The organism is Aromatoleum toluclasticum ATCC 700605, assembly GCF_000378245.1.
Taxonomy (GTDB): domain Bacteria; phylum Pseudomonadota; class Gammaproteobacteria; order Burkholderiales; family Rhodocyclaceae; genus Aromatoleum; species Aromatoleum toluclasticum.
On the sequence record NZ_KB899498.1, the window covers coordinates 76,253 to 89,339 of the forward strand.

Below are 13,087 nucleotides of genomic sequence, written 5' to 3' on the forward strand. Positions count from 1 at the left end.
CATGAGAGACCTATTCGATTCCTCTGTCGAGCGCTTGTTCTCGGACCTCGTCACCGCCGATGCAGTGTTGGCTTGCGAGGGCGGCGAATGGCCGACGGAGCTGTGGACGGCGGTCGAAGCGTCCGGTTTCACGCTGGCGCTGGTGCCGGAGTCGCTCGGCGGTGCCGGGGCCGCGTGGGCGGATGTGTGCGGTGTGCTGCGTCTGGCCGGCCGCTTCAATCTCCCGCTGCCGCTGCCCGAAGCGATGCTCGCCAACTGGTTGCTGGGTGCGAGCGGACTGGCCGCCGTGTCGGGAACACTGAGTGTTGCCGCGCGTGGCACACTGCGCCTTGAAAACGGCCGTGTCACCGGGGCCGCTGTCGATGTGCCGTGGGGACGCCACGTCCGCCACGTGGTGGCCGTCGCAGCGGGCGCGGCGCCCGCGGTGGTGCTCCTGCCGACCGAGGCGGCGACGGTGGTGCGTACCGTGAATACGGCCGCCGAACCGCGCGACACGCTCAAATTCGAAGCGGTGGTGCCGCTCGCAAGCGCGGCTTTGCCGACGGCGCTGTCGGCCGACGTGCTCAAGCTTGGCGGTGCAATGATGCGTGCCGCGCAGATCGCGGGAGCGCTCGAAACAGTGTTGGCGATGGCCACCACGTATGCCGGTGAGCGCGTGCAGTTCGGCAAGCCGATCGGCAGTTTCCAGGCGATCCAGCACCAGATTGCAGTCCTCGCCGAACATGCGGCGGCCTCCGTGATGTCCGCCGAAGCGGCCTTCGCCGAGTCGGACGATCGGCTCGCACGCCTGCCGGTGATGGCAGCCAAGATCTGCGCCTCCGAGGCCGCGGGGATCGGGGCGGGTGTCGCCCACGCCGTGCATGGCGCGATCGGCTTCACCCACGAACACGCCCTGCACCTGACGACCCGCAGGCTGTGGTCGTGGCGCAGCGAGTTCGGCTCGCTCACCGACTGGTCGCAGCAGCTCGGTCGCGCGCTGTGCGGCGCCGGCTCCCAGGCATTGTGGCCAACGGTTACCGCCGGCGTGCTCGCCGGATACGAGGAGAAGATGACGACTCCCACGCTCACTTTGTTCGCTGCCCCCCAGGGGGGCGCAGGCCTCCCTTGGGGCGGCCCGTCGGGAGGCCTTTCAGCATGAAACCCTTTCTGATCCTCGAACGCGAGGACGCCATCCTCACCGTCCGCATGGATAGCCCGGAGACGCGCAACGCGCTCTCCGACCCGTCACAGATGCAGGAGTTCGTCGACCTGTGCGCCAACGTCCGTACGGACCGCTCGATCAAGGTCGTCGTACTCACCGGCAACGGACCGGCTTTCTGTGCCGGCGGCAACGTCAAGGACATGCGCGAACGCGGCGGCATCTTTGCCGGGTCGCCCTACGAGGTGCGCGAGAGCTACCGCAACGGCATCCAGCGCATCCCGCTATGCCTTTACGACCTGGACGTGCCCGTCATCGCGGCGATGAACGGACCGGCAATCGGCGCGGGCCTGGACCTGGCGTGCATGTGCGACGTGCGCATCGCCGCCGACACCGCGAAGTTCGCGGAAAGCTTCGTGAAGCTCGGCATCGTGCCGGGTGATGGCGGTGCGTGGCTGCTGCCGCGCATCGTCGGTATGCCCAGGGCCAGCCTGATGGCGCTCACCGGCGACACGATCGACGCCCAGACCGCGCTCGCGTGGGGCCTCGTGACCGAGGTGGTACCCGCTGCCGAGCTCGAGACCGCGGCGCTGGGCATTGCGCGGCGCATGGCGGCAAATCCGGCCCACGGCCTGCGCCTCACCAAGCGCCTGCTGCGTGAAGGCCAGCACATGCGTCTCGATTCGCTGCTGGAGATGTCGGCGGCCTACCAGGCGCTTGCCCATCACACCGAAGATCACATGGAAGCGGTCGCAGCCTTCGTCGAGAAGCGCGAACCGAAATTCACCGGCCGCTGAGCCGGGAAACTGCACGAGAACAGGCGGAGGTACAAGGATGCGGACCGTATTCCGTGAAGATCATGAAATGTTCCGCGAGATGGCGCGGCGCTTCATCGAGAACGAGATCGTCCCCCACCTGCACGAATGGGAGACGGTCGGGATCGTCCCGAAGTCGGTCTGGCGCAAGGCGGGCGAGGTCGGCCTGCTGTGCTCGACGGTGCCGGAGGAATACGGCGGCGCGGGCGGCGATTTCGGTCACTCGGCGGTGATGATCGAGGAGCTGGCGCGGGTCAATGCGACCGCCATCGGCTTCACGACCCACTCCGAGATCGTCGCGCCTTACATCGTCGCCTACGGCAGCGAGGCGCAGAAGAAGAAGTGGCTGCCGCGGATGGTTGCGGGCGAGATGATCGGCGTCATCGCGATGAGCGAGCCCGGCATCGGTTCCGACCTGCGCTCGATGCGCACCAGCGCACGGCGCGACGGCGACGAATACGTCATCAACGGCCAGAAGACCTTCATCACCAATGGTGGCAACGCGGACCTGATGGTCACCGCGACCAAGCTCGACCCGAATGCGAAGGAGCTCACGCTGATCTGCGTCGAGGCCGATCGCCCCGGATTCTCCAAAGGCCGGCTGCTTGAAAAGATCGGACTGAAGGGCCAGGACACCTCGGAACTCTTCTTCGACGACGTCCGTGTCCCGGTCGAGAATCGCCTCGGCGACGAGAACAAGGGATTCGGCTATCTCACGCACCAACTCGCGTGGGAACGCACCATCATCGGTATTCGCGCTGCCGCCTCCATCGAGGCGCTGATCGACGACACGCTCGAGTACGTGCGCGAGCGCAAGGTGTTCGGCAAGACGGTCTTCGATTTCCAGAACACCAAGTTCAAGCTCGCCGAATGCAAGGCGCAGGCGACCATGCTGCGCGTGTTTGTGGACGACTGCCTGGGCAAGGCCATGCGCGGCGAACTCTCGCCCGAGGTCGGCGCGATGTGCAAGCTGGTCGGCTCCGAGATGCAGGGCAAGGTGCTCGACGAACTGCTACAACTGCATGGCGGCTACGGCTTCATGAGCGAGTACAAGATCAGCCGCGCTTGGGTCGATGCACGCGTCGCGCGTATCTACGGTGGCACGTCCGAGATCATGAAGGAAATCATCGCCCGCTCGCTCTGAGCGGACCAGACCGCGCGGGCGTGACGCAGATTAAGTCTTCTCCTCCGACGGTGCGCGGTGCGCTGCCGGTTTACGGGACCTCGGCAACACGGTCCCGCTCTTTCTTCTGTGGGGACGCCCGGCGTCACGGGCGTTCCCCGCACGCCGCAGGACAAACGGGAGAACGCAGCATGAAAGAAGGGCAAATCGACGACGCCGGCGACGCGGACCTGCGGGGGGGCGTATCGCGCGAGGCGGCGGAAGACGCGGTACGCACCCTCATCCGCTGGGCCGGCGACGAACCGGGCCGCGAGGGGCTTCTCGATACGCCCTCGCGGGTCGTGCGCGCGTACGAAGAATTCTTCGCCGGCTATTCGCAGGACCCCGCCGAAATCCTGGCTCGCACCTTCTCCGAGGTCGAGGGCTACGACGAGATGATCGTCATGAACGACATTCGCTTCGAAAGCCACTGCGAGCACCACATGGCGCCCATCATCGGCAAGGCGCACATCGGTTACCTGCCGAACCACCGCGTGGTCGGCATCTCCAAGCTCGCGCGGCTGGTCGAGATCTACGCAAAACGCCTGCAGATCCAGGAAAAAATGACGGTGCAGATCGCCGACACGCTGCACTCCGTGCTCCAGCCCAAGGGCGTCGCGGTTGTCATCGAGGCGTCTCACCAGTGCATGACCACGCGCGGGGTGCACAAGCCCGGCGCAGGCCTCGTCACCAGCCGGATGGTCGGCGCGTTTCGCGAAGACGCCTCGACGAGGCGCGAATTCCTCGCGATGATCGGCATGGGCGGCCCGCGCGGCCTGGCGAATACCTGAACGGAGACTGGAAATGAGCGAGCAGGCGACCGCCTGGAGCGACGAATTCCTCCTCGGCTATGGGCCGATGGACGACATCCACCACGAGTTTGTCGAGCTTGTGCACGCCATGCAGGTAGTCGGAGACGAAGTCTTCCCGGCGCTGCTCGACCGTTTCGCCGCCCACGCCGAGCACCACTTCGCGGAGGAAGCCGCCTGGATGTCCGCGGGAAACTTCCCGGCACGGGACTGCCACATCGAGGAACACGAGAAGGTCATGGCGTCGGTGCGCGAAGTGCAGCAGATGGTCGCGGGGGGCAACATCGAGGTCGGGCGCCGCCTCGCGGTCGCGCTCGAGGAGTGGTTCCCGGGCCATGCGACCTACATGGATTCGGCGCTCGCGCAGTGGATGGTCAAGCGCAGCACGGGCGGCGTGCCGCTGGTGCTGAAGCGCGCGGCGACGACCTGAAGGTCGGGTAGGTCGGCGCGCTGCGATTGGTCGCGGCGGACTATGGTAGCGGGATTCGCTCGGGGACGTCGGCTGCGATGTCCAAAGGGCACCTCGTGCGACCATTCATCACTCAGCTGGGATGTTCCCTGGGCAATGACCTTAGTTCGGGCATTGCTGTCGGCCAGGAAGCTCCGTTTAAGCGGCAGCGATGCTGTTCTACGCCCGCCGCTCAGCGCTCAGATAGGTTGAACGGCAGGTCGCCATATCAGGGGAGACGAGCGGCTCACCTGCGCGCCGACATATGTTCCGGTGAGCGATCCGGATTTTCTCGCCATTCAGGTCTGGTCTTACAGGAATCGACGCCCGAGAAACCACACCTATGCGCTGCACACTGCGGGAGCAAGCGCCTGCGCACCGACGTTAAAGGTGCGCCCCACGCGTACGAGTAGTATTCGAACCTCTATGCAGGACGGCCGGCCTCACGACATGCAAAGGGGTTTCGGAGGGCCGCATGCGCGCGCTCAAACGGGGAGGGATCGTCAGGCATTCTACCCTCCCAACATTTGCCGCAGGCCGCCTGCTGCACATAGCTCGAACTGCTCTCCTTGCGAGCCAGATGCGTCTTGCCTGACCCGGTGGGTAACTGGAGCACGCAAGACGCATCGAGCAGGCCTGCTGCGGCGATTTCGCCCTTGGCCGCGCGGAAGCGGTCCATGAGTTGAAGCTACCGACGCCGATACGGGTTTCAAGTGAGACATTCTGTCGTCTATACTGAGACTGTTGAAAAGGAGAGCAAAGATGCCCCTGCGTTTCATAACCCCCCCCAAGAAGACGGCCACGCCGCGCGTGCGGGCGCGCACAAAAGGTGAAACTGGCAAAGCAGCCTTGGCCGAGGCTATGAGCGATTTGGATACGATGGTAAAAGTAACCATCGATCCACCGCCGAAATCGGCACCGCGACGCATACGTATGCATAGGAATTCCGCAGGCGACAAGACCTTCATTATTGAGAAAGTGAAGATTGTCCGCGCCGACCCCGATCTACGCATCAGGTTGCTCCGAACCGGGTTTCCAGCTGCGGTCGTGACCGAACTGGCCGACGAGATGGGCTGGTCGCGCGAACATGCGATCGACACTTTTCATTTCAAACGCTCAACGGTGCTGCGCAAGATCAAGAAGGATGAACGGCTGGACACAAGCGAGTCCGAACGCCTGTTGTCCGTCATGGACATCATTGATCAGGTGCAAAGCATGGTCGAGCGATCCGGTGACCCGACCGGCTTTGATGCGAGCAAGTGGGTTGCAGACTGGCTCGAAACCCCGGTCCCGGCGCTTGGGGACAAACGGCCCGCCGAGTATCTGGACACAAACGAGGGCGTTCTGATCGTGCGTCGTCTGCTCGCACAGATGGAAACGGGGGCCTACGCGTGATGGCGGCGGCGTGGAGAATCGGGACCGACACTCCCGACTACACGGCCGACGATCGGGACGGATTCGGCGCGAAAAAGAGCGGCGGACGGTGGAATCGCCCGGGCGTTGCGCTCGTCTATACGGCGAGTTCCGCGGCGCTCGCCTGCCTTGAGACGGTGGTGCATCTGTCGGCCGGCGCCCTGCCCATGAACCGTTACCTGGTGCGCATCGATATTCCGGATGACGTCTTTGCTCGTCGACTGCGCTTCGAGGATCTCGTCCCCGCACCCAAGCGGGTCGGATGGGATGCCGAGCCAGCGGGGCGAGTGAGTCTCGACCTGGGGGGCGATTGGGTCGCGGTAGGCTCTTCGGCCATCCTAGAGGTGCCCTCCGTGATCATCCCCGAGGAGCCGAACTACCTAATCAACCCTGCCCATCCCGACGCGGCCACCATTACCGCCACGAAGCTGCGACGCTTCGAGTACGACCGCCGTCTGCGGTGAGGCGACGAATCTTGCGCGCTGCAAACACTGCGCGGCGCACTTGTCGGTAGCCTTCATCTCATCACCGATCTTGCGCGGAATTCTCCCAAGCGCATCGATATCGCCGGGTGATTGCGTCCGAATAAATCAGCGGCTCCCTAATAGAGGGGGGTACGGGCATGCTATATTTGAATGTCCTACGCGAATTCGATATTGTGTCCGAACTGATCGATCAACTGCATCGTTTAGGTGGGCACCTCCCGCCGAACGGCGGGTATCCCGCCCATTGCTGACCGACACGATCAAGCAGGTAAACGTTGGCTCCGGCCGAGTACTTGTCGTCCGGCCGTCGCCGGCTAGAGCATCCCGTCGCAGGCGCCCGTTATTCACTGTCGCGCCGCTCAGCTCCCGCAAGCCTGTATCAGGAACTGCCTGAACGCGTCGGCGGGTCGTTCTAGCGCGCCGTCGTGCCGCCAGATCAGCCCGACTTCCATGTCGGGTACCACATCGAGGATGGGGCGGGCCTCGATCTTCTTGCCTTCCAGCGACCACGGCCGATACACCATGTCCGACAGGATGGTGACGCCGAAGCCGTGCGCGACGAGCCCGCGCAGCGCTTCGACCGAGCCGGTGCGAAACGCGATGTCGGGCTGAATGCCCTTGGCTGCCCAATAACGCTGCGTCGACAGCTCGCCTTCATCGACGGTGACCTGGATGTAGGGATAGGCAGCGACGTCGGCGAGGGCCGCGTTGTCTTTCTGCAGGAGCGGGTGGGCAGCCGAAGTCCATAGCTGGCGGCGGGAGCGCAGCAGCACGTGGTGGCCGAAGCGTTCGCGCTCGACGACGTTGGACAGGATCACCACGCCCAGCTCGATGTCGCCGGCCGCGACCCCGGCTTCGATGGCTTCGCGGTTCATGTCGTTGAGGTCCAGTTCGACGTCCGGATAATTCGCGCGAAAGCGGGCGAGTAGCGGGGGTAGGAAATATCCGAGCACGGTGTAGGAAGCACCGATGCGGATCGCGCCTTTCAGGTGGTGGGCCTGGAAGCGCGGTTCGCGCAGGGCGTCTTCGAGCGAGTCGAGGATGTCGCGGGTGCGTCGATAGAAGCCGTGCCCCTCCGCTGTGAGGCCCACACCGTGCGGTTTGCGGTCGAACAGGCGTACCCCCAGCGATTCTTCCAGGAGCAGCACCGCATTGGTGATGGCCGATTGCGAGACGTGGGCGCGCGTGGCCGCCATCGAGAACTGGCCGGTCTCCGCGGCGGCGATGAAGTAGCGCAGCTGGCGCAGGGTGACGTTGTTGTCGACCGGCATCCGTTTTCCTAATACCAGAACTCAGTATTGGTGATTTTACGATACATAGACAGATTCGTACTATGTGTCGATATAAATAGAGGGTCTGGAGGGGATGATGAACTCACCGCTGTCTGCCGAGGCGAGAGATGCACTGCTTTCGGTCACGCTGGAGGACAAGTACACCCAGGAGTCCGGGCGCATCTACCTGAGCGGTACGCAGGCGTTGGCGCGCCTGCCCATGCTGCAGAAGGAGCGCGACCGGCGCGCCGGGCTGAACACCGGCGGCTACATTTCGGGCTATCGCGGTTCGCCGCTGGGCGGGCTGGACATGGCGTTGTGGAAGGCGAAAAAGCATCTTGCCTCTCACGACGTAGTCTTTCAGCCCGGCCTCAACGAAGACCTCGCCGCGACCGCCGTCTGGGGCACGCAGCAGGTGAATCTCTACCCCAACGCCCAGCGCGACGGCGTATTCGGCATGTGGTACGGCAAGGGGCCGGGCGTGGACCGCTCTGCCGACGTGCTGAAGCACGCGAACGCCGCAGGGACCTCGCCCCATGGCGGAGTGCTGATGCTCGCCGGCGATGACCATGCGGCGAAGTCGTCGTCGGTCGCGCATCAGTCGGAGCACCTGCTGATCGCCTGCGGCATTCCGGTGCTGTACCCGGCGAACGTGCAGGAGTATCTCGACTTCGGCCTGCATGGCTGGGCGATGAGCCGCTACTCCGGATTGTGGGTGTCGATGAAGTGCGTCACCGATGTCGTCGAGTCGACCGCATCGGTCGAGATCGACCCGGACCGCCTGCAGATCGTCATTCCGGATGGCTTCGCAATGCCTGACGGCGGGCTCAATATCCGCTGGCCGGATACGCCGCTCGCGCAGGAAGCGCGCATGCTCGATTACAAGTGGTATGCGGCGCTCGAATACGTTCGCGCGAACAAGCTCAACCGTATCGTGATCGATTCGCCCGACGCGCGCTTCGGGATCATGGCGGCAGGGAAGGCGTATCTCGACGTGCGTCAGGCGCTGGCGGACCTGGGTCTGGACGACGACGCCTGCCGACGCATCGGTATCCGCCTGTTCAAGGTGGGCTGCGTGTGGCCGCTCGACGCCCACGATGCGCGCGCGTTTGCGACCGGACTGGAAGAAATCCTGGTGGTCGAGGAGAAGCGCCAGATTCTCGAGTACGCCCTCAAGGAAGAACTGTACAACTGGCGCGACGACGTCCGCCCGCGCGTCTACGGCAAGTTCGACGAGCGCGACAACTCGGGGGGCGAGTGGTCGGTGCCGCGTGGGCAATGGCTGCTTCCGGCGCGCTACGAGCTGTCGCCGGCGATCATCGCCAAGGCCATCGCGGCGCGACTGGAGCGGGTGGGGCTGCCCGAGGACCTTCGCGCCCGCGTGTTCGCGCGTATCGATGTCATCGAGGCGAAGGAGCGCGAAGCGGCGCGGCCTCGCGTGACCGTCGAGCGCAAGCCCTGGTTCTGTTCGGGCTGTCCGCACAACACGTCCACCCGCGTGCCGGAAGGCTCGCGCGCGCTCGCCGGCATCGGCTGTCACTATATGGCGATGTGGATGGACCGGCGCACCGAGACTTTCACGCAGATGGGCGGGGAGGGCGTGAGCTGGCTCGGCCAGATGCACTTCTCGGGCGACAAGCACGTCTTCGTGAACCTCGGTGACGGCACCTATTTCCATTCGGGTCTGCTCGCCATTCGCGCGGCGATCGCCGCCAAGGCGACCCTCACTTACAAGATCCTCTACAACGACGCGGTGGCGATGACAGGGGGGCAGCCGGTCGACGGGGTGCTGACCGTTCCGCAGATCGCGCAGCAGGTGAGCGCCGAGGGCGCTAGCCGGGTCCTGATCGTGAGCGACGAGCCGGAGAAGTACGCGACGCGCGCCGGTCTGCCGGATGCGGTGACGGTGCACCATCGCGACGCGCTTGACGCGTTGCAGCTCGAACTGCGCGAGAGTTCGGGCGTGTCGATCCTGATCTACGATCAGACCTGCGCCACCGAAAAGCGCCGCCGCCGCAAGCGCGGCGATTACCCTGATCCGGCCCGCCGCGCATTCATCAACCCGGCAGTCTGCGAGGGCTGTGGCGACTGCTCCGTGGCCTCCAACTGCTTGTCGGTCGAGCCACTGGAAACGCCGCTGGGCACCAAGCGCAAGATCAATCAGAGCGGCTGCAATAAGGACTTCTCCTGCCTGAAGGGTTTCTGCCCGAGCTTCGTGACCGCCGAGGGCGCGCAATTGCGCAAGCCCGCAGCGGGCGAGTCGGCGCCGGTGATTGCCGCGGATGCGCTGCCTGAACCTGCACTGCCCGGGCTGGACAAACCCTGCGGTATCGTCGTGACGGGGGTCGGCGGAACGGGGGTGGTGACGATCGGTGCGCTGTTGGGCATGGCGGCTCATCTGGAACACAAGGGCGTCACCGTGCTCGACATGACCGGGCTCGCGCAGAAGGGCGGGGCGGTGTTGAGCCACGTGCAGATCGCGGCGACCCCGTCGGCCATTCACGCCACCCGGATCGCTACCGGCGAGGCCGACGTGCTGATCGGTTGCGACGAGATCGTCTCGGCTTCGGGCGAAGCGCTCTCCAAGGTACGGCAGGGACGCACGCGAGCGGTGGTCAATAGCGCGCAGACCCCGGCGGCGGAGTTCCTGTCGAATCCCGACTGGAAGTTTCCGGGGGCGGCGGCCGAGGGCGACATCCGCGCCAGTGTGGGCGATGCCTGTGAATTCATCGACGCGAACGCGCTTGCACTGCGGCTGCTCGGAGACACGATCTACGCCAATCCGCTCGTGCTGGGGTTCGCATGGCAGAAAGGCTGGATTCCGGTCGGCAAGGCGGCATTGCTGCGCGCGATCGAGCTGAATGGCGTCTCGGTCGAAAAGAACAAGCAGGCGTTCGAGTGGGGACGGCTTGCAGCACATGATGCGGGAAAACTGCCGGTGGCCGACGCTTCGGGGCGGGGTGAGGCGGTGGTGCTGGCCATGCCAGAGTCGCTCGACCGGCTGATCGAACGCCGTGTGCGGCTGCTCACCGATTATCAGAATGTCGCCTATGGCGAGCGTTACCGAAATGCCGTGGCGCGGGTGCGAGAGGCCGAACGAGCGGTGGTTGGACAAGGCCGACTCGCCCTGACCGAGGCTGTCGCGCGCAACCTCGCGAAGCTCATGGCGTACAAGGACGAGTACGAGGTGGCGCGGTTGCACAGCGCGCCCGAATTCCTCGCCCAGTTGCGCGAACAGTTCGAGGGCGAGCCCGGGCGGGATTACCGGCTCAACTTCCACCTCGCGCCACCCCTGGTCGCGAAGCGTGGCGTTGACGGCCTGCCGCAGAAGCGCGCCTACGGTCCGTGGATGATGCGTACCTTCCGCCTGCTCTCCCGCTTCAAGGGCCTGCGTGGCACCGCCCTGGATCCCTTTGGCCGGAGCGTGGAGCGGTGCCAGGAGCGCGAGCTGGTGAAGAACTATTTCGTCTTCATCGACCGCATCTGCGACGGCCTGTCGCGAGACCGGCTGGAGGTCGCGATCGAGCTTGCGCGCATCCCGGAGGAGATTCGTGGCTATGGCCACGTCAAGGAACGCAGCATGGCCGGCGCGGCCAAGCGTCGCGAAGAGCTGCAGGCCCGGTTCGAGGCTGGCCAGTCGGAACGGGCAGCCTGAAGCGCGCCGTACGACAACGTCGAGGCGCTCGTGCCCTTGATGGTCGTACGGAGCGCTGGAATCAACCAACAATCGGCAACAAGGAGACTCATGAAGATCCTGGTACCCGTCAAGCGCGTGCTTGACTACAACGTGAAGGCCCGCGTGAAAGCGGACGGTTCGGGCATGGACCTCGCTAACGTGAAGATGGCCATGAACCCCTTCGACGAGATCGCGGTGGAAGAGGCGGTGCGGCTGAAGGAAGCCGGCATCGCGACCGAAGTGGTGGCGGTGAGCTGCGGCGCGGCGGTGTGCGCGGAGACGCTACGCGCGGCGATGGCGATCGGGGCCGACCGCGGCATCCTCGTCGATTGTGGTGAACTGAGCGACGCGGAGCTGCAGCCGCTCGCCGTCGCCAAACTCCTGAAGGCCCTGTGCGACACGGAAGCCCCCCAGCTGGTGATCTGCGGCAAGCAGGCGATCGACGACGACGCGAACCAGACCGGCCAGATGCTCGCCGCCCTGATGGGCTGGCCGCAGGCCCCCTTTGCGTCGAAGCTGTCATTGGACGGGAAACTTGCCACGGTCACGCGCGAGATCGATGGCGGCCTCGAAACCCTCGAGATGACGCTGCCCGCGGTCGTCACCACGGATTTACGCCTCAACGAGCCGCGCTACGCGACGCTGCCCAACATCATGAAGGCGAAAAAGAAGCCGCTCGAGACTGTGAAGCCCACGGATCTGCGAGTCGATGTGGCTCCGCGTCTGGCGATCCTGAAAGTGGCCGAGCCGTCCAAGCGCAGTGCCGGCGTGCTGGTTCCGGACGTCGCGACGCTGGTCGATAAACTGAAGAACGAAGCAAAGGTGATCTGATGGCCGTCCTCGTCATTGCGGAACACGACAACCAGTCGATCAAAACCGCGACTCTCAACGCCGTGACCGCAGCGCAAGCGGTCGGAGCGGACATCCACGTCCTGGTCACGGGCAGCGGCTGCTCCATCGCTGCCCAAGCCGCCGCCGCCATCGGCGCCGTCGCGAAGGTGTTGGTATGCGACGCGGCCCAGTACGAAGCTCAGACCGCCGAGAACGTCGCCGAGCTCGTGCGCGCGCTCGCCGCCGACTACAGTCACGTCTTCGCCGCGGCAACCAGCGCCGGGAAGAACATGCTGCCGCGCGTCGCCGCACTGCTAGATGTCGCGCAGATCTCCGACATTGTCGCGGTCGAATCGGCCGACACCTTCGTGCGACCGATCTACGCCGGCAATGCGCTAGCGACCGTCAAGAGTACCGAACGCGTGAAGGTCGTGACCGTGCGCACCGCTGCGTTCGACCCCGCGCCGCTCGGCGGCTCCGCGCCGATCGAGGCCGTGCCCGCCGCGAAGGACCTCGGCCTGACCCGTGTCGTCGGCCGCGAACTCACGAAGAGTGAGCGCCCCGAACTGGGTGCCGCCAAGATCATCGTCTCCGGTGGCCGGGGGCTGGGTAACGGCGAGAACTACCGCACCTTGCTCGAGCCGCTCGCGGACAAGCTCGGCGCCGCGCTCGGAGCGAGCCGCGCCGCGGTCGACGCGGGCTTCGTCCCCAACGACTACCAAGTCGGCCAGACCGGCAAGATCGTCGCGCCCCAGGTCTACATCGCGATCGGCATCTCCGGCGCCATCCAGCATCTGGCGGGCATGAAGGATTCCAGGCTGATCGTCGCGATCAACAAGGACCCCGAGGCGCCGATCTTTCAGGTTGCGGACTACGGCCTTGTAGCGGATCTATTCGCCGCAGTTCCCGAACTGACAGCGAGCCTTTGATCTGCAGGTCATGCCGATTCGCTGGCCGTGATGCCAACCCGTTCCCGTTGGATTCTTCGGTGGCAGCTATTCCTCTCCCGCTGCAATCCCCGCCGAAGATCCCTTCGCCC

Annotated in this window: 11 protein-coding genes; 10 read left to right on the forward strand and 1 reads right to left on the reverse strand. The window is 65.1% G+C overall.

The window, feature by feature from the left end; translation table 11 throughout:
- Position 1: 1 nt before the first annotated feature.
- The 7 genes from F464_RS28655 to F464_RS0114705 all read left to right on the forward strand — a co-directional run bounded on the left by F464_RS28655 (position 2) and on the right by F464_RS0114705 (position 6,249).
- Positions 2–1,138, forward strand: coding sequence for an acyl-CoA dehydrogenase (locus F464_RS28655; protein ID WP_040395203.1), 1,137 nt, complete (start codon positions 2–4; stop codon positions 1,136–1,138).
- Entirely contained in the window at positions 1,135–1,935 is an 801-nt protein-coding gene (locus tag F464_RS0114680) for a crotonase/enoyl-CoA hydratase family protein (RefSeq protein ID WP_018990589.1), read from the forward strand. The genes F464_RS28655 and F464_RS0114680 overlap by 4 nt, the downstream gene beginning before the upstream one ends.
- A gap of 37 nt (positions 1,936–1,972) precedes the next feature.
- On the forward strand, positions 1,973–3,097 hold the full coding sequence (locus F464_RS0114685; RefSeq protein ID WP_026296014.1) for an acyl-CoA dehydrogenase family protein: 1,125 nt from the start codon (positions 1,973–1,975) through the stop codon (positions 3,095–3,097).
- A 170-nt stretch (positions 3,098–3,267) separates the two neighbouring features.
- On the forward strand, positions 3,268–3,906 hold the full coding sequence (folE, locus tag F464_RS28660; RefSeq protein WP_018990591.1) for a GTP cyclohydrolase I FolE: 639 nt from the start codon (positions 3,268–3,270) through the stop codon (positions 3,904–3,906).
- 13 nt (positions 3,907–3,919) lie between these two features.
- Complete coding sequence (locus tag F464_RS0114695) at positions 3,920–4,354, forward strand: hemerythrin domain-containing protein (protein ID WP_018990592.1); 435 nt, start codon at positions 3,920–3,922, stop codon at positions 4,352–4,354.
- Positions 4,355–5,134: 780 nt separating this feature from the next.
- On the forward strand, positions 5,135–5,767 hold the full coding sequence (parS, locus tag F464_RS0114700) for a type II RES/Xre toxin-antitoxin system antitoxin (protein ID WP_232428938.1): 633 nt from the start codon (positions 5,135–5,137) through the stop codon (positions 5,765–5,767).
- Entirely contained in the window at positions 5,767–6,249 is a 483-nt protein-coding gene (locus F464_RS0114705) for an RES family NAD+ phosphorylase (RefSeq protein ID WP_018990594.1), read from the forward strand. Before parS ends, F464_RS0114705 begins: the two co-directional genes overlap by 1 nt.
- 380 nt (positions 6,250–6,629) lie before the next feature.
- Here F464_RS0114705 and F464_RS0114710 read toward each other — a convergent pair whose 3' ends face one another.
- Positions 6,630–7,541 carry a LysR family transcriptional regulator gene (locus tag F464_RS0114710; protein WP_018990595.1) on the reverse strand — a complete coding sequence of 304 codons (912 nt, stop codon included), beginning with the start codon at positions 7,539–7,541 and terminating at the stop codon, positions 6,630–6,632.
- Positions 7,542–7,638: 97 nt separating this feature from the next.
- Here F464_RS0114710 and F464_RS0114715 point away from each other — a divergent pair, with 97 nt between their 5' ends.
- From F464_RS0114715 to F464_RS0114725, 3 genes are all read left to right on the forward strand, one after another.
- A complete protein-coding gene (locus tag F464_RS0114715; RefSeq protein WP_018990596.1) occupies positions 7,639–11,196 on the forward strand; it encodes an indolepyruvate ferredoxin oxidoreductase family protein in 3,558 nt (1,185 codons plus the stop codon).
- A gap of 90 nt (positions 11,197–11,286) precedes the next feature.
- On the forward strand, positions 11,287–12,048 hold the full coding sequence (locus F464_RS0114720) for an electron transfer flavoprotein subunit beta/FixA family protein (RefSeq protein WP_018990597.1): 762 nt from the start codon (positions 11,287–11,289) through the stop codon (positions 12,046–12,048).
- On the forward strand, positions 12,048–12,977 hold the full coding sequence (locus F464_RS0114725; RefSeq protein ID WP_018990598.1) for an electron transfer flavoprotein subunit alpha/FixB family protein: 930 nt from the start codon (positions 12,048–12,050) through the stop codon (positions 12,975–12,977). Before F464_RS0114720 ends, F464_RS0114725 begins: the two co-directional genes overlap by 1 nt.
- Positions 12,978–13,087 lie beyond the last annotated feature (110 nt).

Coding starts and splice junctions, on each gene's coding strand:
- F464_RS0114695 (WP_018990592.1), top strand. CDS start 3,920: ATGAGCGAGCAGGCGACCGCCTGGAGCGACGAATTCCTCCTCGGCTAT.
- F464_RS0114720 (WP_018990597.1), top strand. CDS start 11,287: ATGAAGATCCTGGTACCCGTCAAGCGCGTGCTTGACTACAACGTGAAG.
- F464_RS0114725 (WP_018990598.1), top strand. CDS start 12,048: ATGGCCGTCCTCGTCATTGCGGAACACGACAACCAGTCGATCAAAACC.
- F464_RS0114715 (WP_018990596.1), top strand. CDS start 7,639: ATGAACTCACCGCTGTCTGCCGAGGCGAGAGATGCACTGCTTTCGGTC.
- F464_RS0114705 (WP_018990594.1), top strand. CDS start 5,767: ATGGCGGCGGCGTGGAGAATCGGGACCGACACTCCCGACTACACGGCC.
- F464_RS0114710 (WP_018990595.1), bottom strand. CDS start 7,541: ATGCCGGTCGACAACAACGTCACCCTGCGCCAGCTGCGCTACTTCATC.
- parS (WP_232428938.1), top strand. CDS start 5,135: ATGCCCCTGCGTTTCATAACCCCCCCCAAGAAGACGGCCACGCCGCGC.
- F464_RS0114680 (WP_018990589.1), top strand. CDS start 1,135: ATGAAACCCTTTCTGATCCTCGAACGCGAGGACGCCATCCTCACCGTC.
- F464_RS0114685 (WP_026296014.1), top strand. CDS start 1,973: ATGCGGACCGTATTCCGTGAAGATCATGAAATGTTCCGCGAGATGGCG.
- F464_RS28655 (WP_040395203.1), top strand. CDS start 2: ATGAGAGACCTATTCGATTCCTCTGTCGAGCGCTTGTTCTCGGACCTC.
- folE (WP_018990591.1), top strand. CDS start 3,268: ATGAAAGAAGGGCAAATCGACGACGCCGGCGACGCGGACCTGCGGGGG.